This is a genomic window from uncultured Roseibium sp., assembly GCF_947499295.1.
Lineage (GTDB): Bacteria > Pseudomonadota > Alphaproteobacteria > Rhizobiales > Stappiaceae > Roseibium.
The window spans coordinates 164920-188463 of the sequence record NZ_CANMNP010000008.1; the positions used below are offsets into that span (position 1 = coordinate 164920).

The 23544-nt window shown below is 55.4% G+C and carries 23 protein-coding genes; 7 read left to right on the forward strand and 16 right to left on the reverse strand.

All coding sequences use genetic code 11. From position 1 onward, the window contains the following. Positions 1 to 22: 22 nt before the first annotated feature. From Q0835_RS14570 to zapE, 9 genes are all read right to left on the reverse strand, one after another. Positions 23 to 781 (reverse strand): SDR family oxidoreductase, encoded by a 759-nt coding sequence (locus Q0835_RS14570; protein ID WP_298962365.1) that lies wholly within the window; start codon positions 779 to 781, stop codon positions 23 to 25. Between the two features lie 26 nt (positions 782 to 807). Then, positions 808 to 1224 (reverse strand): hypothetical protein, encoded by a 417-nt coding sequence (locus Q0835_RS14575; RefSeq protein ID WP_298962368.1) that lies wholly within the window; start codon positions 1222 to 1224, stop codon positions 808 to 810. A gap of 20 nt (positions 1225 to 1244) precedes the next feature. Further along, on the reverse strand, positions 1245 to 1859 hold the full coding sequence (locus tag Q0835_RS14580) for a LysE family translocator (RefSeq protein WP_298962371.1): 615 nt from the start codon (positions 1857 to 1859) through the stop codon (positions 1245 to 1247). 37 nt (positions 1860 to 1896) lie between these two features. Next, the gene (gene odhB / locus Q0835_RS14585) at positions 1897 to 3405 is read right to left on the reverse strand and encodes a 2-oxoglutarate dehydrogenase complex dihydrolipoyllysine-residue succinyltransferase (protein ID WP_298818822.1); all 1509 of its coding nucleotides are present in this window, start codon (positions 3403 to 3405) and stop codon (positions 1897 to 1899) included. Between the two features lie 73 nt (positions 3406 to 3478). After that, the gene (locus tag Q0835_RS14590; protein WP_298962373.1) at positions 3479 to 6466 is read right to left on the reverse strand and encodes a 2-oxoglutarate dehydrogenase E1 component; all 2988 of its coding nucleotides are present in this window, start codon (positions 6464 to 6466) and stop codon (positions 3479 to 3481) included. Between the two features lie 205 nt (positions 6467 to 6671). Continuing rightward, on the reverse strand, positions 6672 to 7577 hold the full coding sequence (gene sucD / locus Q0835_RS14595; RefSeq protein ID WP_298818818.1) for a succinate--CoA ligase subunit alpha: 906 nt from the start codon (positions 7575 to 7577) through the stop codon (positions 6672 to 6674). After that, the gene (gene sucC / locus Q0835_RS14600; RefSeq protein WP_298818816.1) at positions 7578 to 8777 is read right to left on the reverse strand and encodes an ADP-forming succinate--CoA ligase subunit beta; all 1200 of its coding nucleotides are present in this window, start codon (positions 8775 to 8777) and stop codon (positions 7578 to 7580) included. It abuts the gene before it with no gap. Positions 8778 to 8856: 79 nt separating this feature from the next. Beyond that, positions 8857 to 9819: a malate dehydrogenase gene (gene mdh / locus Q0835_RS14605; protein WP_298962376.1), complete on the reverse strand. Its 963-nt coding sequence runs from the start codon at positions 9817 to 9819 to the stop codon at positions 8857 to 8859. Positions 9820 to 9992: 173 nt separating this feature from the next. Further along, complete coding sequence (zapE, locus tag Q0835_RS14610; RefSeq protein WP_298962378.1) at positions 9993 to 11174, reverse strand: cell division protein ZapE; 1182 nt, start codon at positions 11172 to 11174, stop codon at positions 9993 to 9995. Between the two features lie 87 nt (positions 11175 to 11261). Here zapE and Q0835_RS14615 point away from each other — a divergent pair, with 87 nt between their 5' ends. Beyond that, entirely contained in the window at positions 11262 to 11882 is a 621-nt protein-coding gene (locus tag Q0835_RS14615; protein WP_298962380.1) for a GrpB family protein, read from the forward strand. 53 nt (positions 11883 to 11935) lie between these two features. On the opposite strand, the gene Q0835_RS14620 is transcribed toward Q0835_RS14615, so the two are convergent. After that, positions 11936 to 12397, reverse strand: a complete 462-nt coding sequence (locus tag Q0835_RS14620) for a MarR family transcriptional regulator (protein WP_298818808.1) — start codon at positions 12395 to 12397, stop codon at positions 11936 to 11938. A gap of 193 nt (positions 12398 to 12590) precedes the next feature. Here Q0835_RS14620 and Q0835_RS14625 point away from each other — a divergent pair, with 193 nt between their 5' ends. Further along, entirely contained in the window at positions 12591 to 13355 is a 765-nt protein-coding gene (locus Q0835_RS14625) for an alpha/beta hydrolase (RefSeq protein ID WP_298962382.1), read from the forward strand. 22 nt (positions 13356 to 13377) lie between these two features. After that, positions 13378 to 13857, forward strand: a complete 480-nt coding sequence (locus Q0835_RS14630; protein WP_298962384.1) for a RidA family protein — start codon at positions 13378 to 13380, stop codon at positions 13855 to 13857. 80 nt (positions 13858 to 13937) lie between these two features. Here Q0835_RS14630 and Q0835_RS14635 read toward each other — a convergent pair whose 3' ends face one another. The 3 genes from Q0835_RS14635 to Q0835_RS14645 form a co-directional block, all read right to left on the reverse strand. Further along, a complete protein-coding gene (locus Q0835_RS14635) occupies positions 13938 to 14723 on the reverse strand; it encodes a hypothetical protein (protein WP_298818802.1) in 786 nt (261 codons plus the stop codon). Between the two features lie 74 nt (positions 14724 to 14797). Continuing rightward, complete coding sequence (locus Q0835_RS14640; RefSeq protein WP_298818800.1) at positions 14798 to 15325, reverse strand: protease inhibitor Inh/omp19 family protein; 528 nt, start codon at positions 15323 to 15325, stop codon at positions 14798 to 14800. Between the two features lie 130 nt (positions 15326 to 15455). Next, a complete protein-coding gene (locus tag Q0835_RS14645; RefSeq protein WP_298962386.1) occupies positions 15456 to 15911 on the reverse strand; it encodes an ArsR family transcriptional regulator in 456 nt (151 codons plus the stop codon). A 229-nt stretch (positions 15912 to 16140) separates the two neighbouring features. On the opposite strand from Q0835_RS14645, the gene Q0835_RS14650 reads away from it, so the two are divergent. The 4 genes from Q0835_RS14650 (at position 16141) to Q0835_RS14665 (ending at position 20271) form a co-directional block, all read left to right on the forward strand. Next, positions 16141 to 16518, forward strand: a complete 378-nt coding sequence (locus tag Q0835_RS14650; RefSeq protein WP_298818796.1) for an MAPEG family protein — start codon at positions 16141 to 16143, stop codon at positions 16516 to 16518. A gap of 117 nt (positions 16519 to 16635) precedes the next feature. Next, positions 16636 to 17529, forward strand: coding sequence for a 1-acyl-sn-glycerol-3-phosphate acyltransferase (locus tag Q0835_RS14655; protein ID WP_298818794.1), 894 nt, complete (start codon positions 16636 to 16638; stop codon positions 17527 to 17529). A 117-nt stretch (positions 17530 to 17646) separates the two neighbouring features. Further along, the gene (gene recQ / locus Q0835_RS14660) at positions 17647 to 19536 is read left to right on the forward strand and encodes a DNA helicase RecQ (RefSeq protein WP_298962388.1); all 1890 of its coding nucleotides are present in this window, start codon (positions 17647 to 17649) and stop codon (positions 19534 to 19536) included. Between the two features lie 75 nt (positions 19537 to 19611). Then, positions 19612 to 20271: an outer membrane beta-barrel protein gene (locus Q0835_RS14665; protein WP_298962390.1), complete on the forward strand. Its 660-nt coding sequence runs from the start codon at positions 19612 to 19614 to the stop codon at positions 20269 to 20271. A 22-nt stretch (positions 20272 to 20293) separates the two neighbouring features. Here Q0835_RS14665 and Q0835_RS14670 read toward each other — a convergent pair whose 3' ends face one another. The 3 genes from Q0835_RS14670 to creD form a co-directional block, all read right to left on the reverse strand. Continuing rightward, positions 20294 to 20815, reverse strand: a complete 522-nt coding sequence (locus tag Q0835_RS14670; protein ID WP_298962392.1) for a hypothetical protein — start codon at positions 20813 to 20815, stop codon at positions 20294 to 20296. A gap of 140 nt (positions 20816 to 20955) precedes the next feature. Next, on the reverse strand, positions 20956 to 21600 hold the full coding sequence (gene msrA, locus Q0835_RS14675) for a peptide-methionine (S)-S-oxide reductase MsrA (RefSeq protein ID WP_298818786.1): 645 nt from the start codon (positions 21598 to 21600) through the stop codon (positions 20956 to 20958). A gap of 255 nt (positions 21601 to 21855) precedes the next feature. Beyond that, positions 21856 to 23274 (reverse strand): cell envelope integrity protein CreD, encoded by a 1419-nt coding sequence (creD, locus tag Q0835_RS14680; protein ID WP_298962394.1) that lies wholly within the window; start codon positions 23272 to 23274, stop codon positions 21856 to 21858. Positions 23275 to 23544 lie beyond the last annotated feature (270 nt).

Consider the following 23544-nt stretch of genomic DNA (forward strand, 5'->3'; position numbering starts at 1 on the left):
CACTTCTGGTTGGAATTCAAATTCATGGGAGGATCGACCGGCCGCCGGAAACGTCGAGAATGGCGCCGGTCGTGTAACTGGAACTGTCTGAAAGCAACCAGATGATGGCTTCTGCAACCTCGTCCGCAGATCCGGCACGTTTCATTGGAAGCTTCGACTGCAACTGCGCAACGCGATCCGGCAAGCCACCAGACGCATGCAGTTCCGTATCGATAATGCCAGGCCGAACAGCGTTTACGCGGATGCCTTCGTCAGCGACTTCCAAAGCCAGGCCAACCGTCATTGTGTCGATCGCGCCCTTTGAGGACGCGTAGTCGACATATTGTGACGGAGACCCAAGCTTGGAGCCCGCCGAACCGAGATTCACGATGGCACCACCATTGCCGCCATGCCGCGTCGACATTCGCTTGATCGCTTCGCGCGCACAGAGGAACGAACCGACCACGTTGATGGAGAACATTCTGGTCAAACGTTCGGCGGTCATTTCGTCGACACGTTGAGAAAAATCGACGACACCCGCATTGTTGACGAGCCCGGCCAGCTGCCCAAGTTCATCGGCTGCGTTGAAGAGAGCAAGAATGTCAGCCTCACGTGACACATCAGCCTGAACTGCAACAGCCTTTCCACCAGCCGCTGCAATGTCTGCGACCACGGCGTCTGCAGCCGCCTTGTTGCCGGCATAATTCACCACTACGGCATGGCCCAAAGCGCCGGCCTTGCGGCAAACACTGGCGCCAATACCTCGGCTGCCGCCTGTGACGATAAGAACTTGATCGGTCATATTGTCTCCGGCTGAGACCCCTCTTGCTACCTGATCGGACGCAAATTGTCCGTCGCTCGCCCTTTGGCCCAAGTGCCAAAGAGAGAACCATCGGGGTTGATTTGATAGATCACAGGGTCGGCCTCTCCCCAGTTAACAACGAGCTGGTTTCCCTTGACAGGCCCCTGGCCGTGGAATGTGTCGCCAGCAATTTCCCAGCGGATATAGGCCGTGTTGTCTCTCACAGTAATGGTGGCCCGGCCCTGATAAGAGGCCCCGCTCGGATTGGTGCCCTGAACCGTATAGGTGCCTTCAATCTGCGGTGCAAAGACGGCTTTAGGCGCAGCAGGGGCCGGGTTCGATAGCCATGGCAACGAGGTGAGGGCCATTACAGCCACAATCAGAGCGGCAGCAAGCTTTCTAAAGAGTGGCAGCAGTGAAGCTTTCGGTGTCCTTATGCCCATCAGTCGCCTCCTTGTCAGAATTACTGTTCGGCCATGGCCAGTCGCAAACCAAAGCCTGCAAATGTTGCAGCGACGGTACGGCGCATCCAGACGAGCACCCTGTCGCTGCGCAAGATCCGTTCGCCAACGAGCGATGCAAACATGCCGTAAACGACAAAAACCACGAATGTCATCACCATAAAGACACCCCCGTGCAAGAGCATCTCCAAGGTCGGATTGCTTGCAGCCGGACTGACGAACTGAGGCAGGAATGCCAGAAAGAAGACCGTCAGCTTGGGATTGAGGATGTTGATCAGGAAACCGGTCCAGGCCGTTGAAGCAAAACCCTTGGCCTTGCTTTTGTCGGCCTTCAGATCCATTGGTCCGCTGTCTCTCAACGTTTGCCATGCCAGATAGAGCAGGTAGGCAACGCCAGCATATTTGACAGCTGTGAACACCAGCGCACTGGTGTGCATCAAAGCCGCAAGGCCGATAACCGATGCCAGAATAGCCGGAACGATTCCGAAAGTGCACCCGAGGGCGGCGGCGATGGAAGCCTGCCGCCCCTTACCAAGGCCAACGGCCACGGTATAGACAACCCCTGTTCCGGGAACCAGCACCACGATCAGGGCGGTTATCAAGAACTCCAGACTCATGATGCGGTCCCTTTTCTTCGGGGTCGGCCGGTCCGGATTACAGATCCAAAACCAGGCGCTGCGGGTCTTCCAGGCTTTCCTTGACGCGGACCAGGAAGGTTACAGCTTCCTTGCCATCGACAATGCGGTGGTCATAGGACAGAGCCAGATACATCATCGGGCGGATCACCACCTGACCGTTAACGGCCATAGGGCGCTCCTGGATCTTGTGCATTCCTAATATGCCCGACTGGGGAGCATTCAGGATCGGTGACGACATAAGCGAACCATACACCCCGCCGTTGGAGATGGTGAAGGTGCCGCCGGACATGTCTGCCATGCCGAGCTTGCCGTCCCGGGCCTTGCGACCAAGATTGCCGATTTCCTTTTCGATTTCGGCAATGGACATTTCATCGGCATCACGCACAACTGGCACCACTAGACCCTTGTCTGTGCCGACTGCAACGCCGATGTGGCAGAAGTTCTTGTAAATGATATCGGTGCCGTCGATCTCGGCATTTACTGCCGGGATTTCCTTCAGCGCATGCGTGACCGCCTTGGTGAAGAAGCCCATGAACCCGAGCTTGACACCGTGTTTCTTTTCGAAAAGGTCCTTGTACTGCTTCCGAAGCTCCATCACCGGGCCCATGTCCACTTCATTGTAAGTGGTCAGCATGGCAGCCGTGTTCTGGGCGTCTTTCAGGCGGCGGGCGATGGTCTGGCGCAGTTTGGTCATACGCACCCGCTCCTCGCGCGCATCGTCCTGAGCTGCAACCGGACCACGCGGAATGGCAGCAGCAGCTGGCGCTGCAGCCGTTGCACCCGACGAGATCGCGTTGATGACATCTTCCTTCAGAACCTGACCACGTTTGCCGGACCCGGCAACCTGATCGGCAGAAAGGTTGTTTTCTGCCATCATTTTCTGAGCAGAAGGCGCAGCCGGCATGGATGAGCCGGAAACCGCCGCAGGAGCTGAGGTGGCCGCAGCCGCAGCAGCAGCCGGTGCTGCAGCGGCACCCGCGCCAGAAGGATCGATCTGGCAAAGAAGAACACCGGGTTGAATGGTTGCACCGGTTTCAGCCGCAATTTTGACCACAGTGCCTCCAACAGGAGCCGGCACCTCCTGAGCAGCCTTATCTGTCTCAAGCTCGACGAGCGTATCATCGGCCTTGACCGTGTCACCGACCTTGACGCTCCACTCTCCCACCTCGGCTTCCGTCACGGATTCGCCAGCGCTTGGAGCAACCACGTCGACCAGTTCGGCGGCACCAGAGGATTTTGCCGCCGGAGAGCTTTCTTTCTTGGCTGGTGCCGAAGCTGCAGCGACCGCGCCTTCGGCGATCTGGCCGAGAAGAGCTCCGACTTCAACCGTATCGCCTTCGTTGACCACAATGCTTTCCAACGTGCCTGCCGCTGGAGCCGGAACCTCAACCGTCACCTTGTCGGTTTCCAGTTCCACCAGCGGCTCGTCCTGACTGACGGCATCCCCCGGTTTCTTGAACCATTGTGCAATTGTTGCTTCAGAAACGGATTCACCCAGCGTGGGCACGCGAATTTCGGTTGCCATGGTCGCCTTCTCTTAAAATTACCTGGCCAAGTCTTGAGAAGAGGGCCCGAAGGCCCTCCCGAACGGGATACGTTTAGTTTCCTAGTGCCTCTTCGAGGAATGCCTGCAGCTGTGCCAGATGGGCCGACATCAGGCCGGTTGCCGTCGAAGCCATCGCCGCCCGCCCTGCATAGCGCGGACGCTTGTGTTTGGCATCAATCTGACCGAGCACCCACTCAATGTAGGATTCAACGAAGAACCAGCTACCCATATTCTTGGGCTCTTCCTGACACCAGACCATTTCAGCCTGCGGGAAGCGCGCCAACTCGAGCATCAGAGCCTTCTTCGGGAACGGATAGAGCTGCTCAATTCGCATAAGATAGACATCATTGATGCCGCGCTTCTCACGCTCTTCAAACAGATCGTAATAGACCTTGCCGGAACACATCACGACACGACGGATCTTGTCGTCCGCAACCAGCTTGCTTTCGGCGTTGAGGTTCGGACCCCAATCATCCCAAAGCAGACGGTGGAACGTTGAATCCGGGCCAAGCTCTTCGATCTTCGAAACGGCTTTCTTGTGGCGCAGAAGGGACTTCGGCGTCATCAGGATCAGCGGTTTGCGAATGTCACGGCGCAGCTGTCGGCGCAGAATGTGGAAGTAGTTTGCCGGTGTCGAACAGTTCGCCACCTGCATGTTGTCTTCCGCACAGAGCTGCAGATAACGCTCCAGCCGCGCTGATGAGTGCTCCGGACCTTGGCCCTCGTACCCGTGCGGCAGCAGGCAGACCAGACCCGACATGCGAAGCCACTTGCGCTCGCCTGAAGAAATGAACTGGTCGAACAAGACCTGCGCACCGTTGGCAAAGTCGCCGAACTGCGCTTCCCACATGGTCAGTGCACGCGGCTCGGTGAGCGAATAACCATATTCAAACCCGAGCACAGCTTCTTCGGAAAGCATCGAGTTGATGACTTCGTAGCGTTGCTGATCCGGAGAAATATGGTTGAGCGGGATATAGCGGCTTTCGTTTTCCTGGTCATAAAGAACAGAGTGACGCTGAGAAAACGTTCCGCGCTCACAATCCTGACCTGAAAGACGGATCGGGTGCCCTTCTTTCAGGAGCGACGCGAAAGCAAGTGCTTCAGCTGTTGCCCAATCGATGCCTTCACCGGTCTCGATCATACGCTCACGATGGTTCATGAAGCGGGCAATGGTCCGGTGGATGTTGAAGCCGTCCGGCACATGTGCCAGAGCCCGGCCCATATCCTTCAACTCCTCGAGCGGCAGCCCGGTTTGACCGCGCCGGGGATCGTCTTCATCACCCGCGCGTTTCATGCCGGCCCATTTGCCGTCGAGCCAGTCCGCCTTGTTGGGCTTGAAGGCCTGACCGGTGTCGAATTCCTCATCCAGATGCTTGCGCCATTCCGCCTTCATCTGATCGACGTCTTCCTGCGAAAGCAGACCTTCGCTGATCAGACGTTCGGAATAAAGCTGAAGTGTCGTCGCATGCTTGCGGATCTTGCGGTACATGATCGGCTGCGTGAACGCCGGCTCGTCGCCTTCATTGTGGCCGAAGCGGCGATAACAAATCATGTCGATAACCACCGGACGATGGAACGTCTGGCGGTATTCGATTGCGATCTTGGCGGCAAAGACGACCGCTTCTGGATCGTCCGCATTGACGTGGAAAATCGGCGCTTCGATGACCTTGGCCATATCCGACGGATAGGGTGAGGACCTCGAGAAGCGCGGATTGGTCGTGAAGCCGATCTGGTTGTTGATGATCACGTGGATCGAACCGCCGGTGCGGTGACCGCGCAGCGCCGAGAGGCCGAAACACTCGGCAACAACACCCTGGCCGGCAAAGGCCGCATCGCCATGCAACAGCAGCGGCAATACCGTGTCGCGATCAACTTCGGTGGTTTCGATGAAATTGCCGTTTTCGTCGGCGGCCAGCTGATCCTGTTTGGCGCGAGCCTTGCCCAGAACGACCGGGTTGACGATCTCCAGATGCGACGGGTTCGCCGTCAGCGACAAGTGAACATTGTTGCCGTCGAAATTCCGGTCAGCAGATGCCCCGAGATGATATTTCACATCGCCTGAGCCTTCAACTTCATCAGGCGCATAGGACCCGCCCTTGAACTCATGGAAGATGGCGCGGTGCGGTTTCCCCATCACCTGGGACAGCACATTCAGGCGGCCTCGGTGCGCCATGCCGAAGACGATATCCTTCAAGCCCATCTGGCCGCCACGCTTGATGATCTGCTCCAACGCAGGGATCAGCGCTTCGCCGCCATCAAGACCGAAACGCTTGGTGCCGGTGTATTTGACGTCGAGAAACTTTTCGAAGCCCTCCGCCTCGACAAGCTTGTTCAGGATGGCCTTCTTGCCTTCAGAGGTGAACGCAACCTGTTTGTCCGGCCCCTCAATGCGCTCCTGTAACCAGGCCTTGGACGCCGGGTCGGAAATATGCATGAACTCGACACCGAGCGTGGAACAGTAGGTCCGCTTCAGGATGTCGAGCATCTCGCGGATTGTGGCGTGTTCCAACCCGAGAACGTGGTCGATAAAGATCGGCCGGTCCCAGTCGGCTTCCGTGAAACCGTAGGATGAGGGATGCAGCTCCTCATGATCGCCCTTGCCGCTCAGGCCGAGCGGATCAAGATCTGCATGCAGGTGACCACGCATGCGATAAGCGCGGATCATCATCAGGGCACGGACGGAATCGCGGGTTGCCTGGTGTACCTGAGCGTCCGAAATCGGTTCACCCTTGGCTTCGGCTTTCTTTTTGAGCTTGTCGCCGATTTTCTGCTCGATCGGCGCCCAATTGCCGTCAAAAGCATTGACGAGATCGCCATTTGCTTCAATCGGCCAGTCCTTGCGTTTCCAGGTCGCCCCGCGTGCCTCTTTCAAAACGGCGTCTTTTTCGTCCTGGAAAGACGCAAAGAATTCCCGCCAATCGGCGTCCACCGAATTCGGATCCGTTTTGTACTGTGCGTAGAGGTCTTCGATATAGGCTGCGTTGGCGCCGTAAAGCAACGACGTCAGTGCGAATACGTTGTTCGCTTCCTGCCGTGCCATGTCCTTTAGCGGAGGTTTGCTCCGCCCTTTTTGTTAAGGCGGGCCGAAAATAAGACCCGCGGCCGGTTCCCTACAAAGACCAATGAAATCATCGGCCCCTCGAATAAGTGTTACGGCACACAATTTGCGCCGCAACCCATCCTTTCACTATGCAACAGGAAACGTAAACCGTTTCCGTGCACTAACCGCAAATAATCCTGCGATTTTAGCTCTTCAAGACTTCGAGAAGTGTCTCACCAAGCTTTGCAGGAGACGGAGACACCTTGATACCGGCCGCTTCCATCGCCTCTATCTTGTCTTCCGCACCACCTTTACCACCGGAAATCACGGCACCGGCATGGCCCATTGTCCGGCCAGGAGGCGCGGTACGGCCTGCAATGAAGCCAGCCATAGGCTTCGAGCGACCCTTCTTGGCCTCATCCTTCAGGAATTGAGCAGCCTCTTCCTCGGCTGAGCCGCCGATTTCGCCGATCATGATGATGGATTGAGTTTCATCGTCAGCCAGGAACATCTCCAGGACATCGATGAACTCGGTGCCCTTGACCGGGTCGCCCCCGATGCCGACAGCAGTGGTCTGCCCAAGTCCGGCGACGGAGGTCTGATAGACGGCCTCATAGGTCAGAGTACCGGAACGGGAAACAACGCCGACGGAGCCCTTTTTGAAGATAGAGCCGGGCATGATGCCGATCTTGCACTCTTCCGGAGTCAGAATGCCTGGGCAGTTCGGTCCAAGCAGACGTGAATTGGACTTGTCCAATTTTGCCTTCACCTTGACCATATCAGCAACCGGAATGCCTTCGGTGATGCAAACGATGAACGGGATTTCCGCATCGATTGCCTCGATGATCGCAGCACCGGCACCCGCCGGCGGGACATAGATCACGGATGCATCCGCACCTGTTGCGTCCTTCGCTTCGCTGACCGAAGCGTAAATCGGCAATTGAGCGGCGCTTTCAACGCTGCCCCAGGTTTCGCCACCTTTTTTCGGGTGCACACCGGCAACCATCTTGGTGCCATAATATTCAAGTGCCTGTTCCGTATGGAACGTACCGGTCTTGCCGGTCAGGCCCTGAACGATGATTTTCGTGTCTTTATTGACGAGGATCGACATTTACGCGCCCCCCTTGACGGCTTTCACGATTTTCTGGGCGGCGTCGTCGAGATCATCAGCGGCGATCACGTTAAGGCCGCTTTCGTTGATGATTTTCTTGCCGAGCTCCACGTTGGTGCCTTCCAGACGCACAACGAGCGGAACCTGCAAGCCGACTTCCTTGACGGCTGCAACAACGCCTTCCGCGATCACGTCGCAGCGCATGATGCCACCGAAAATGTTCACCAAAATGCCCTTCACGTTCGGATCGGACGTGATGATCTTGAAGGCGGACGTCACTTTTTCCTTCGACGCGCCGCCGCCGACATCCAGGAAGTTTGCGGGCTCTGCGCCGTAGAGCTTGATGATGTCCATGGTTGCCATGGCCAGGCCGGCACCATTGACCATGCAGCCGATATCACCCTCGAGCGCGACATAAGCGAGGTCATGTTTGGACGCTTCGATTTCCTTGGCGTCTTCTTCCGTTTCGTCGCGCAGCGCCATGATGTCGTCGTGGCGGAACAGGGCGTTTCCGTCGAAGGAGACCTTGGCGTCAAGGACACGCAGATGTCCGTCCTTCATGACGATGAGCGGGTTCACTTCCAGAAGGCTCATGTCTTTTTCGACAAAGGCCTTGTGCAGGATCGGGAACAGCGTCATGCCATCGTCGCGTGCCGCACCTGTCAGTTCAAGCGCATCACACAATTGGCCCGCATCAGCAGCGGTGACACCCGTTTCAGGGTCGATCGGCAGCGTGATGATTTTTTCAGGCGTCTCTTCGGCAACCGCCTCGATATCCATGCCGCCTTCGGTGGACACCACGAATGCGGGCCGTCCAACCGTGCGGTCGACAAGGATGGAGAGATAAAGTTCGCGCTCGATGTCAGCGCCATCTTCGATGTAAAGGCGATTTACAACCTTGCCCGCAGGGCCGGTCTGCTTGGTTACCAGCGTGTTGCCGAGCATTTCCTTGGCATGGGCAGTGACTTCATCCAGTGAGAAAGCCAGGCGAACCCCGCCTTTGGCATCTTCCGGCAATTCCTTGAATTTGCCTTTGCCACGGCCACCAGCGTGGATCTGTGTCTTGACCACCCAAAGCGGGCCGGGAAGTTTCTTTGCGGCAGCTTCTGCCTCATCGGCTGTAAAAATGGCCACGCCTTCTGCGACCGGCGCACCGAATTGCTTCAGCACTGCCTTGGCCTGGTATTCATGAATATTCATGTGTCTCCCCCGTTTTCGGAGGACCGCTCTTTCAAATGATCGAAAAAGCGGCCGCTAAGTTCAAAAAGCGGGCGCTCGCTTAGCCGAGCGCCGGCTGAATTTTCTTACAAGCGTCAACCAGACCATCGACCGCAGCAACGGACTTATCGAAGTTGGCTTTTTCCTCGCCCTGCAAGTCGATTTCGATGACGCGTTCAACGCCATCCGCACCGATCACAACAGGTACACCCACATAGGTGTCTTTCAGGCCGTACTGTCCATCAAGGGCTGCTGCGCAAGGTAGAACACGCTTCTTGTCTTTCAGGTAGCTTTCGGCCATCGCAATGGCAGAAGAGGCCGGGGCATAGAAAGCAGACCCTGTTTTCAAAAGGCCGACGATCTCCGCACCGCCGTCACGGGTACGCTGAACGATTTCCTCCAGCCGCTCAGCAGTACACCATCCCATCTTGACCAGATCCGGCAGCGGAATGCCCGCAACGGTGGAATAACGGATCAGCGGCACCATTGTGTCGCCATGGCCACCCAGAACGAATGCCGTGACGTCTTCGACGGAAACATTGAACTCATCCGCAAGGAAATAACGGAAGCGGGCACTGTCCAGCACACCGGCCATGCCGACGACCTTGTTTTTCGGAAGGCCGGAGAATTTTTGCAGGGCCCAGACCATCGCGTCGAGCGGGTTCGTGATGCAGATGACAAATGCGTTCGGAGCATATTTGGAAATACCAGCGCCGACCTGCTCCATAACCTTCAGGTTGATTTCAAGCAGATCGTCGCGGCTCATGCCGGGCTTACGAGGGACCCCTGCGGTGACGATGACAACATCGGAGCCTTCAATGGCTTCATAGCTGTTGGCACCGGCCAGTTTGGCATCGAAGCGGTCGACCGGGGAAGACTGAGCGAGGTCCAGCGCCTTGCCCTGCGGAACGCCTTCCGCAATGTCGAAGAGAACGATGTCTCCCAGTTCCTTCAATCCTGCCAGATGAGCGAGCGTGCCGCCGATCTGACCAGAGCCGATCAAGGCAATCTTGTTCCGCGCCATTTCGAAAGTTTCCCTTTACGTAAGATGGAACTCTATGCCATCCTCTGATGACTGAAGATGGCACTACTCTCTTTGCCGCCCCTGCGCAAGTTCGCCAAAAGAATATTGCGCGAGGCGAAGCAAAATTTCTCGTTTCTTCCCGTCTGCGTAATTCTCCTATACGGAATGCAGACTTAAGCGTGTACTGCCCGATTGTCTCCCGCAAGGTACGCTTCGGACCTCATTTCGATCAAGCGTGAGGCCGTGCGATCGAATTCAAAAGCTTCCGTGCCATCTTCTCCGACATAGAGCTCCTGCGGCTCTGCTTCCGCTGAAATGACCAGCTTGATGCCGTTGTCGTAAAGCGTATCGATCAGGTTGATGAACCGCTTTGCCTCATTGCGCCGCGCACGCGACAAGACCGGCACATTGTCCAGGAAGATGGTGCTGTAGGCATTGGCGATACGGAGATAGTCACTCGCGCCGAGCGGCTGCATGCAAAGGTCATCGAACGTAAATCTCGCAGCACCCGATGCGACCGAAGGCACCGGTATGACACGGCCCTTGTTTTCCAGCTCTTCGGAATGAGGCTTCATTCCATGTGTAAGCTTTGTGAAAAGCGCGTCCATCTGGGCATTTGCGTCGTTGCCCAGCGGCGTGACATACACAGGTGCTCCAGCAAGTTTCTCCAGCCGATAGTCAGTCGGTGAATCCAGATGCAGAATTTCCACGCGCGACTTCAGCATTTCGATAAACGGCACAAACAGTTGTCGGTTCAAACCATCCATATAGAGCCGTGACGGCTCGACATTGGAAGTTGCGACCACCACCACACCACGCTCGAAAAGCTGCGTAAACAAACGGCCAAGGATCATCGCATCTGCAATATCGGTGACCGAAAATTCATCGAAGAGCAGCAACCGGGTTTCATCGGAAATCTTTTCGGCGACCGGTGGGATCGGATCATCTCCCTTGACCTCACCGCGCTTGTGCGCCTGCCGGTGCGCATGAATGCGCTCATGCACGTCGGTCATGAATTCATGGAAGTGAACCCGACGCTTTCTGCGGATCACGGTGACCTCATAAAAGAGATCCATCAGCATTGTCTTGCCACGGCCAACACCGCCCCACATGTAGAGGCCCTCGACCTTTGCCCAAAGCTGGTTCTTCTTGTTGGCAAACAGCCAGCCAAGTGAACTCTTCTTTGAGGCCAGACGGGTTTCGGCAAGGCGAGTGTTCAAAAGATCAAGATGATAAACCGCTTCTCTTTGGACAGGGTCCTCAGTGATCTCACCGGACGCGATCAGAGCATCGTAGCGGGCGCTCATGGCGCGGTTAACCGGCAGTTCCATATTCAAGGGTGCTGCTCCATCCATGAGAATTCATGGGGCGGTGAGTATCCAAGGCGCAGGTTGCTAAAAACCCTTGGGCGAAATACGGTCAAATTGCCGCAGATGCAAGTCATGAAATTATCCCAGGGCGCATTGCCGAGGCTCGAAATTTTCATTCAACCGATTGAAATCAAAGGTTTTCAACATATGCCCGTAGTTCTGTGCGAGCACGATCCCAACTGGAAGGAAGAAGCGGAAAAGATCATTTGCGATCTGCAACAAGCGCTCCTGGACAACGTAACCGGCTTTGAACATGTCGGTTCGACCGCCATTCCAGGCATCAAGGCAAAACCCAAACTGCATATCGACATTCTTTTAAAACCCTCCGCAGATCTTGGCGAGTTGCGCCGTCGCCTGGTCTCGGCCGGATATGCCGACCATGGCAACCGGTTTCGGCCTGACGAAGTGCAGTTGACCCGACAGACGGCCAAACGGCTTGCTTCCGATCACCCTAATCAAAATGAAACGCTCATGAACCACCGCGTTTGTCTGTGCAAGGCCGGGTGCGCTGCAGCGGCAGACAGGGTTGCCTTTCGGGACAGGCTAATCAGCGAGCGGACACTTGCGCTGCAGTATGAGGCTCTCAAGGAGCGACTTGCTTCGAACCACAAAACCGGCCCGTTTTGGTCCGACTACTCTGCGGGTAAGACCGCCTTTATCAAGGAAGTACTGGCTTCGCCAATAGGGCGCTGATATCGCAAGCTCTTAGTTTAAGGCCCCTGGAGACCGACAGCCCGGTCCCTGGTTCAAGGCAGATTGTTCTGTGCGATGAATGCCTTGATGTCGTTGAGTTCCTTAATCAGCTTCTCGGCTCTTTGTCCATCCACGCCGATGGCGCAACCCAGGCCCTGAGGAACCGAAAGTGCCGTTTTGTAGAGACCCTTGCCACTCTCGGTCAGGAACACCTGAACGCGCCGCTCGTCTTCCGCGCTTCTTTGACGTGTTACAAAACCAAGTTTCTCAAGCCGCTTTACCAAAGGGGTAGCAGTTGCCTGGTCCACTTCGAGGCTCCTGGCAATGTCCTGCACCAGAATGCCGTCGTTCTGCCACAACACCATTAGCGCCAGATATTGCGGATAGGTGACACCCATCGTCTCAAGCAGAACCGCATACTCCTTGGTGATCGCCCTTGATGTCGAATAAAGAGCGAAACACAGCTGATCCTCTATTCTGAGCAGGCCTTTCTCGTCCGTCGTACAGCTTTCCATGATGCGTCCTATTAGATAGTGCGCAAATTTTTAGACCAATGCGGCATATGTTTCAAGGCTCCCCGTCTCTAACCGACTGAAATCAGTCATATTTTCGATCCCTTCAGAAAATGCTTGACTTCACATATGTTAAATAGCTTACAAATAAATAGTGCACTAATTAATTGCTTACCCTTTTTCAAAGGAAACTATCATGACCTCACTCCGAAACTTCCTTGCGAGCGCCGCAATGGCAAGCGCCATGATCTGGTCGTCCGGTCAGGCAATCGCTTCAGATCTGAAAGCCAATTCAGTTGTCCTTGTTCACGGTGCATTCGCCGATGGGTCAAGCTGGAGCAAAGTAACGCCCTTTCTGGAAGCTGCCGGTCTTGAAGTGATCGCTGTTCAGAACCCGCTTGAATCGCTCGCCGGCGACGTTGCATTCACCAACCGTGCGATTGATCGCGCAGAAGGTCCCGTGGTTCTGGTTGGCCACTCCTGGGGCGGCATGGTAATCACCGAGGCCGGCGGACATGACAAGGTCCAGTCTCTGGTCTACGTGGCCGCCTACGCACCAAATGAGGGACAATCCCTTGGTGAAGCTGCCGAACTCGAAAAGTTCCCTGCTCCGGGCATAGGCGCGCTGCAAAAAGATGAACACGGTTATTTCTTTCTGTCGAAAGAGGCGACCGCGAAATACTTCGCACAAGATCTGCCAAAGGATCAGACCGATTTCATCGCGGCAAGTCAGGGACTTTTGAACAGCTCTGCACTTGGAGAGCCGGTCAGCACCACAGCATGGAAAGAAAAACCCAGTTTTTATGCCATCGCCGGCGAGGACCACATGACACCAACAGGGCTCCAACGCGAGTTCGCGAAGAAGATTGGTGCCGTTTCCAAGGAGATAGCGTCAAGTCATTCCATCATGGTTTCCCAGCCGGAATTTGTCGCCAATCTCATCATCGAAGCAGCCAAATGATATTCATTTGAAGGAGGACGAAATGAATCGGAAATTCAAAACAATAGCTGCGGCCGCAGTGACTTTGGCAGCTCTGAACGGGGCCGCCATCGCGGAAGACAGCCGCACGCCGGTCTATGTCGCGGGGAACAAGCCAATTGCCCCCTATTCACCGGGAATCAAGCTTTCAAACGGAATGCTGTTTGTCTCCGGACAGATCCCCTATGTTGAAGGTGCAATTCCCGACGCGGCAAAAAATGACGTCAAGGCCCAAACCAAAATTGTCATGGAGAACCTGCGCGGCGTTTTGAACGAGGCCGGATACACTTTCAACAATGTCGTCAGGGCGACCGTCTTTATCACCGATATGGACAATTATGGCGCGTTCAACCAAGTCTACGGCACCTATTGGTCAGAAGGAGACATTCCGCCTGCACGAGCCGCCGTCGAAGTGGGCGCACTTCCCGGTTCTAAACCCGGTGCGCCGGTGATGGTTGAAGTCTCAATGATTGCAGCGAAATAGTTCGCAAACGACAAAAGGGCTGCATCCGGATCAACCGGACGCAGCCCCCAACCAATTTGAAAATCCAAGTTGGTCGTACGCTATCGCAAAATCAGCGTCGTCTTGCGGCCGTTTTGCATTTCTTGCAGATAAAGAAGCTGCGCTACGAGATAACACTCGGATTGATCATCCAAATTCGCTTTCCGGCCACGACCGTCGGTCAACAGCCAGGCGTTTCCTGACTTGACCACGTCGCACTCAATCGGGTCCGTCGGATCGAACCCGGCTTTCTTGATGAGTTCCAGTCCTTCCTTTTCGGAACTGGCTTCCTCAACGCCTTTCACCTGCATTCTCAGACCGCGATAGGTCTTCTGCACGGCAAGCGCTGCGACGATTACAGTTACAACGTCATCGCCATCCATTGCCGCGAACCGCATCACGCCGCCGCCTTTTGGAATGGTCGAGTTGGAACACGGTGTTCTTTGCACATCCCCAAGCGGCGTCCACTCCGAACGAAGTGTGACGGTCGCCGGTTGCCGAAGGGCACCCATCTCCTTTGCCAGCCGCTTCTCGGCAGCACGTTGAGGGTCACGCCCCAGTCGTTCGGAACGTGCTGGCTTGCCGGCAAGAATTGTCCCTCCGATGCGCAGGCGGCGGAAGACGATGACATCCCGCATGAGGTCGGTTCGCTCCACACGCCAACCAGCGTCCAGCCAGGCATTCTGATGCACCAGACTGCCGCCCGAATTAGCCCACCATGTTCTGTGTTCGCGGGCGCTTTTCGGCAATGATGAACCGATGATTTCTTCGACTTCATACAGCTTGGCGGCCCAGACAACATCGTCTAGTCGAGCCAGGTGTTCGCGCAATGGTTCGTATTTGGACATTCGCACAGCCTTTCCGGTAGCCATGCAAATATACACTCATAGCGCGTACTGTAAAGTAAAAACACGGAGGTGTTTTAACGGAACAACGAGATGGGTGATCCGGAGGAGGTTTGACCGTTAAACTGCCCGGGAGAGCTGGAATAAAGCTGTGCGACGATCACACCGGAACCGTCCTTCAAAACGACTTGATTGCCGTTCAGATCCCAAGCCGAGATTCCTGACAATGCAGGCGTAGCACAACCTCTGGTATTAGCCCGGTAGCCGCCGGACCAGGTCGTCAGCGTCATAAACGCCATGCAGCTGTCACCCGAGGAAGACAGCTTCCAACCGCCCAAAAGATCGGTTCGGCCAACTTCCTTCGCACCGGACGGTGCAGCAACTGGATTGCTCGCAAGGTCCGTCGGAGCAGCGTTCGGATCGGTCAAGGTTGTGCCCGGTGGAGGTGCGTTGGGATCGAGTGGATCAAGTGTCCCAGTTCCGACCGGAGTTGTCGGTGTCGCAGGCAGCGGAGCCGCGTAGTTCCGATTGCCCGATAGCCGTTGGCAAGCGGCTGTCAGAACCACCAGACCAACAATCAAAACGAACTTTCCCGCACGCATCATGACGAATCAATCCCTCACCTTCGTCCCCATATGGTGCATCTCTTAGCCCACAATTTGTCGAAAATCCAAAATCACGAAAAAAATGCACATGAAGCACCGCTATTTTTGACTTGGATGGCAGTGGCAACGGTCAGGCAACGTCCCGAACCGCCGGCGAGGCCGGTAACCCAGGCGGTACCAGCAATCGATCGATCACTGTCCTGATCTTCAGAAAGTAGCCTGCACTTGCCGTGAAGCCCTCCGCCAGCGGAGGCTTTCCAGCAATGCTCCACCAGTGGCTAGAGGTGGTTGCCTTCCAATGTGATGGCTGATCGATCGGCGCCAGGTCAGCCAGGTAAATGACCCTGTCGGGAACAACTGCATAGGGCAGCAGGAAAATGTCGACCGGCTTTGGCGTCAAACCCCTGGCATCCAAACCTTCGGCAGCAAGAAGTCTTTCGACATGCCTGCTCAGCCGCCCAGATGGTGCAGACGCTGCAGAAAAGGCTCGTATCAGACCATTCGCCTTCGAATTCAGATAGGCTTCCGCGAGAGGACCGAGCAGAGCGTTGTCCGGGCACAGGAACAGCAAGGTGGTGTTTGACAAGACGTCACCCCTTCTTAGAACAACGTAAATGATGCGCCAGCAGCGACATGCTCCTATCCCTCCTTCAGGTAAAGAATATGACAGGAGAAGTTCGCCTCCTGTTTTCATGAGGATATCTTTGGAACAAAGACACGAATTCGAATATTCGTCTGTGCCGGGACTGTGACCCTTATCTTCATCGCCCACGCCGTCCTGACGGTAGGTCCATGAATTTGAATTGGAGCCAATGATGTCAATTGCACTGTGGTGCATCCTGATTGCCGCAATTTTGCCGATCCTGTCTGCTTTTCCTGCAAAGCTGAGCAAGGACTTCAACAACGCCCTGCCGCGAGATCCGGACTATTGGCGTGAAGGATTCAGGGCGCGCGCGCAGGCGGCTCAAGCCAACGGCTTCGAAGCGTTTCCGTTTTTCGCGGTTTCCGTTTTTGTCGCAATGAGCCAGGGCGCAGATCCACATTGGATCGACAGATTGGCTGTTTTGTTCGTGCTTTTGAGACTGATCTATGTGTTCTGCTACTGGATGGATCGGTCGACACCACGGTCGCTGGCATGGGCGGCGGCTTTCTTGACGATCGTGGGACTGTTCACCAGCTCCTTGTGGAGTTGAAATGCAACAAGGCGATATTTAGATCGGTAAATTCTTCAAGGAGAGTTTGCACCACAGGTTCTATTTCGCTAACGATGCAGGGACGCGTAGCAGGTTACCGATGGGCAGAGGTGCAGTGTGCGGACGACAGACCAGACGACAAACGCCTTGCCGGCTCGGCGTGAGGCTGCGCTCCAAAAGCAGGCTCCAGAACAACATATAGTTGATTCCCTGATCGCCGAACGCGGAAAACTTGTGATGGCCAGCCCCTGGTGGCCCATCATCAAACCTTTTGCATACAAGATACTGCGCTACAAATCCGCGGTCGATATGGCGGACAAGATTGCTCAAATGGAAGCCGTAGACTGCTTTGCCCATTTGAGCAGTCTGCTTCAGCTTGATGTGACAACCATTGGCCTGGAGCGCGTTCCCGCTCAAGGACCCGTGGTTCTTGTTTCAAACCATCCGACCGGTATTGCCGACGGCATTGTTCTTTACGATGCGATCAAGGCCTGCCGCGATGATCTGTCCATTTTCGCCAACAGGGACGCAATCCGAATCAACCCACGGCTGGCGGACATGATTGTCCCCGTCGAATGGCGGGCCGATTTCAAGAGCCGGACAAAGTCGAAAGAAACCCTGAAACTCGCCTCATCCGCATTTACGAAAGAACGCGTTGTGGTGCTCTTCCCATCCGGACGTCTTGCCCATTGGCATCAAGGAAAGTTGACGGAACGCCCCTGGATGACGTCTGCATTGGCTTTGGCTCGAAAAAACAAAGCGCCGATCATCCCCATGCATATGGGAGGACGCAATTCGGGCCTCTTCTATTTCCTTGCCAGGGTGTCGACAGAATTGCGCGACATGACAGTTTTCAATGAGTTGCTCAATAAGAAGAATGCCAAGTTCAGCGTCCATTTCGGCAAACCTATCCGCCCGGAGCGACTTGCGGGTGATCTCAGCGATCTTGCCGAGCAGATGCGCGTTCACTGTGCCGAAACCCTGGCGACAGATCCGGACGCCGAATTCTGATTTTCACATGCCCTGTTGAATGGCGAAACCGGTCATCCACAGGTGCGATTTCCCCTTCATTGCCCTGACTGTGCGAATAAGACATGGTGCGGATGAAGAAAGGGAACCTTCTCGCTCATGCCAGTTTCGCCCGCGATTGCCGCGCAGGATACCCTGCCCGTTCAGCCCGCCGTCGCGCCGCCGGTTCTTCCCGAACCAAAGCCGCTTGCAGTTTTGCAGCAGGTGTTCGGCTACGGCAGCTTCCGGGGCAAACAACAAGCCGTCATTGAGACCTTGAGTGAAGGCAATGACGCTGTCGTTCTGTTTCCGACCGGTGCCGGGAAGTCTCTTTGCTTTCAGATCCCCGCACTTTGCCGTCGAGGCGTCGGCATTGTTGTATCGCCCCTGATTGCGTTGATGAAAGACCAGGTCGGCGCTCTGCAGGCCGCCGGAGTAAAAGCAGCGGCCCTCAACTCGGCACTCTCGCCGGATGAGCAGGATGCGCTGCGGGAAGACCTGCGGCGAGGGATTGTCGACCTCCTTTATGTGACACCCGAGCGTCTTGGAAATGAGAGTTTCCGCCGTTTCCTGGACACGCTTGACATTGCCCTGTTTGCGATCGACGAAGCGCATTGCGTCAGTCAGTGGGGCCACGATTTCCGGCCAGAATACCTGTCTCTTTCGTGCCTTCGCGAGCGTTATCCGGGCGTGCCAAGGGTTGCTCTGACCGCCACCGCAGACCCGCACACCCAAAAAGACATTCTGGCCCGGCTGCAGCTGGAAGAAGCTGAAGTCTTCTCTTCCAGCTTCGACCGGCCCAACATTCGCTACGAAATCGTGGAACGGACCAACCAGCGTCAACAGTTGCTGGACTTTCTGAAAAAACATGAAGGTGAAAGCGGTATCGTCTATTGCCTGTCACGGGCGAAGGTTGAGGATATAGCCGACTGGCTAAGTGCCAAGGGAATAAAAGCACTTCCCTACCATGCGGGTCTGCCGACAGGGCAGCGCGCGGCCAATCAGGATGCCTTCCTTCTTGAAGAAGGGCTTTGCCTTGTGGCAACGGTCGCCTTTGGTATGGGGATCGACAAACCCGACGTTCGTTATGTCGCCCATCTCGATCTGCCGTCTTCCGTTGAAGCCTACTACCAGGAAACGGGGCGTGCCGGTCGCGACGGAGCACCAGCCGAAGCCTTTATGGCTTATGGCATGGCCGACCTTGTGCAGCGCCGACGCATGATTGCGGAAGGAGATGCCCCCGAAGAAGTGAAGCGGGCGGAGAATGCCAAACTGAATGCGCTGCTTGGCATTTGCGAAACGGCCGGCTGCAGACGGCAAGCCCTTCTTGCACATTTCGGAGAAACCTACGCAAACCCTTGTGGAAACTGCGACACGTGCCTGTCACCGGTTGAAACCTGGGATGGGACCGAAGCTGCGCAGAAACTCATGTCTGCGATCTACCGCACCGGCCAGCGCTTCGGCACCGGTCATGTGATTGATGTTCTCATGGGTAAATCGAACGAGAAAACCAATCGTTTCGGACATGACGCTTTGACCGTTTTCGGGATCGGTCAGGATGTCCCGCAAAAAACCTGGCAATCAATTGCCAGGCAGTTGGTCGCAGCCGGTTATGTGGATGTCGACCACGCCCAATTCGGAGCCTTGGTATTGACCGAAAAGGCGCGCAGCGTCTTGCGCGGCGAACAAACACTGGCCTTGCGCAAGGACCGCAACGCTGCGGGCCTGAAAAGAACACGCACCTCCCGGACCGCTTCAATTGCAGACGAATTGGATCACGAGGACAAACTCTTGTTTGAGCGGCTGCGCAGGCTCAGAACCCAGATTGCCCGGGATCAGAGCGTTCCGCCCTATGTTGTTTTTCCCGACGCGACGCTCGCAGGCATCGCTGCGGCGCGTCCAGTGACCAAAGATGCTCTGCTTGCTGTCTCCGGCGTCGGACAATCCAAACTTGAAAAATACGGCGAGACGTTCCTCGATCTGGTTGAAGCGTTCGAGGCCGGGGTATGAATTCGTTTACCTTAACGCATTCTTGATAGGTTTCACCCGACAAAACCCTCAAAGGTTGTATTCAGGGGTCTATCCATGCGTTTCACGCCGCTTGTTGTCATCGCCATGTCAGTCGGGGTTTCTGTTTCCGAAGCAGCAGACATTCCGACAGACGTTCTTCCTGTTGCACAATTCGGATCGCCGGAAAATCTGCGTCTGAAACCCGTGGGCTGGACAGGCTTCAATGCCGTTCTGTTTGCCGGCGGTGGTTTTCTGCAAGGAACCGATAGTCTGGGATTGGATGCTTTTTTCAGGTCTGCGCTCTTCGGAGGATCGCTTGGATACGATCATCAGTTCAACAGTATCGTGTTTGGCGCAGGCGTCGAAGGCGCGTTCACGAATTTTCGCGGCAACTCCAGCTCGGGCAATTTCAGGCAGAAATCCAATTGGCTCTCAAGCGCAACCGTCAGGATTGGATACGATGTCGGACGGTTCATGCCATATCTGTCCGGCGGTATCGGCTTCGGCAACTACGAAATTGAGCGAAAGAGCGATGGTGCCAGCGACGAAAACACCCAAGTCGGGTATGTTCTCGGTGGAGGGCTAGAGGCCCGCATCACCGAAGGCCTCTTTGCAAGAGCCGACTACAAACACTACGAATTCAGCGACCAGCGATACAGTGTCCCGGGGACACAAAGTTTTACGGCTGAAGGCAACGCAGACATCTTTCAGGTCGGAGTTGGTTACCGCTTTTGATCTTCAGGCGATTTCGGGCTGATCACGCTTCCGGGCGCAAACAGAGCTGATAGACACCTGTCAGGTTGCCCAGCGTCTCTTCGTCCGGATGCGTCAGAAATTCGTCGATGATTTCCCGCAACGCAAGATGCATCTGCCGATGCTGTCGCAGGCGGCGGTAAGAGGAGCCGAGCTTGTAGATCTGGTCGATTTCCTCACGAGTGAACAGGTCGAGACCCGCAATCCCCAGAACCACGCCAAGGTCGGCGTGAGTGCGGCGGCACAGATTGTGTGCGACCAGAAAACCGAAAAGACCTGTCACGAACCTGTTTTCGAAAGACAGATGATTGAAGTCCCGCCCCACGACAGCCAACACGACCTTCATGATGACCACAGTTGCCTCGGCCGTGAATTCGGTCGGAGTATTGGTGTCCCTGATTTCCAGATCGGTTTCTTCCAGCAAACCGGCAAGGCCGGCGCGCAGGCGATCTTCCGTTTCTACGGCCCTCAGTTCGGAAATGAATTCCGGCTCCGCTGCAGTTCGACTTCCAAACAAGCTTAGCATACCAGCGCCCTCCCAAGGGTGAGCCCACGAAATAAATTGTAGCGCAAAGTTACCTTACGGCAAACATGATAAAGCCTACGGCTGATTTTTCATTCATACAGTGATACGCAACACATTTCGGGCGCTGGGTATGCCCGTCTTTAAGACCCGGCTTTCGGTATGCCCTTGAAGGCTTCGTCCCCCCATACAGACTTCACCCGCGCATCGCGGCCGCAAGCCTTGCGATAGCCCTTGTAGGCCTCCGCCCGGGTGACATAGCCGAACCTCGTCAGGGTGCGGACATCGCTTTTATAATAGGCCTGATGGTAATCCTCAGCAGGCCAGAAGACCGCTGCACCCTCGATCGGGGTCACAACCTTGCCGCCAAGGATCTTGTTGGCTTTATCGAGTTCCTGTTTGGCCTGTTTCGCCTGAGCATCGTCCAATGGATGAATGGCTGTTGAATACCCAAAACCCCTATCGCAGAACTGACCACCGGCATCCGTCACATCGACCGTGCGCAAAAAGATCGCGACAAGGTCTGCATAACTGATTTTGCTTTCGTCGAAGTCGACTTTCACGACCTCACGGTGACCACCGCGTTCATAGTTCTTGTATGTCGGGTTTTGTGTCTTCCCGCCGGCATAGCCGGACACCACATCCCTCACACCGGGCAACTTTTCGAGATCAGACTCAACGCACCAAAAACATCCACCTGCAAAAACGGCCGTTCCAGCCTGTGCGGGAGAGAATTGAGCGGCGCCAAGCATCAGGGTGGCGAGAATAAGGGGCAGCTTACGCTTCATCAGTAATCCTCCATCGGTTACCACAAAGAGGTAACGTAACGCGGGAGAGTGGCAACTCAACTCACATGGCCGTCCCAGCACAAGAGCGTGAGTGTCACGTGACAAAACCAGATAAGGGTGCATGGACCCCAGGTACCGCTGCTGCCAGCGCAATAGACAAAAAGGCCGCGATAGAGATCAGGCGAGCCGTGAGGCCCGCCCGGTATCGCTTCAAAAGACCCGCATTTAAGTGGGGCAACGACGTCTCGATTGGGTCTATGCCTGCTGGCCTGACCAATCGATGCGTTGTGTCACGAACATTGTCACTGCCAGTGCAACGAATGCAATGACGGATCCGATCAGCAAAGCGTAGTCCTGCTCGCGCATGAGCGCGTACAAAACACTGAAAATGCTCGCCAAAACCAGAAACATAACCAATCCTGCGACCTTGCTGCGAAGCGATGTGCCAACATACGCAGCGTTCAAAACAGTCGCCGCCAGAGCGGCTATCAGATAGGCCAACGCATAGCCAACGTGTTCTGCGAAGGCGAGCAACATGACATAGAAGATGATCAAGGCCAGCCCAACCAAGCCATACTGGATCCAGTGGAAGTGCCATCCGGACCGCATCTCGAGCACAAATACTGCGAGAAATGTCAAGCTGATGAAACCGATGGCGTATTTGAGCGATCGGGAAATTGTCTGATAGAAATCAACAGGTTCAACGAATTTCACGCCCAGCATCTTGTCCTGAAGGGGCACCGAATTGGTGACCAGAACTTTCGGAATGCCACGAGCCAGATAGGGGATGGTCCATTTGGCATCAAATCCGCTTTCAGAGATCTCACGGGTTTCGGGCAGGAACGCCCCCGTGAATCCAGGATGTGGCCAGTCAGACTTGAGAGCTACCTTGGTGGTTTGTCCGGCAGGCGCTACATAAATTGCCCTGGAGCCATTCAATTGCAGCGGAATGTCGAACGTGAAACCGTCTCGCCATGTTGCGTGTGGAATGGCAACGTTAATGCCTGAAGGGCTTTGAGCACGGCCCGCCCGGTATTGCGGGTTCATCTCAAGGGGTCCAAGGCCCGGCTCGAATGGCAGAGACTGCGCTCCATTCAGCTTCAGGCTGACTTCGCTTTTCAGCGCCCGGACATCACCGATACCGATGGTTAGCAGGGCATGGTTGTAGGCAACGGTAATTGTCCCCCCATGCATGGCGCGGAACATATTGGTAGGACGCGCGGCAAAGCGACCACGCAATTGCAAGCTCCCGTGATAAACCGGCAGTGAATAGATTGACTTTTTGCGGTCCTCGACAGCAATGTCACCTCCAATTTCCAATACTTCTGGAAACAGGACAGCCGCGCGCTGTACAACCTTGGTCACGCTCTTGTCGTCGATCTCCTGCCGGTAAGTCTCCGTGTAGGGAACCACCAGATACGGGCCGTTCACTTCCTGCGTACCTCCCCAGGATTTTGCGATATCACGCGCGACCTCTTGCGCTCGATCCGCCCGCTCTTCAACAAGTACCCAGACAAAAAGGCTGGGAACCAAAAGCACCATCGTTACAAAGCCAATCAAAACGAATTTGACGGCAGGTGAATTCAGAAATGATTTGGATTTGCCATGACCGCCATTTGAATGCGGCTTGGGACTATTTGCAGGTTCTGAACTGGTTGTGTCTGAATTATTCATACTATCGGAAACCCTCTGCAAGGCGGCGCCCGACCAGATCGGATGCCTTTTCAACGCAAACAGGTTTCCATCCAATCCGGGGAAAGGTTGGACGCGTTCGATGAGGTTTTTCGCATTGATTTTGCAGAAAACGTGCAACGCCCCGTAGCTCCCGACGATCTCCCCGATACGCCAAAACGCTCACAACAGGTTTGAGAGAGCCCTTCCGATGCACTTGCGCCGGTTCTTCGCCGCACTTATGTCGAAGCAGTCGTTCACTTAATTTTGCAG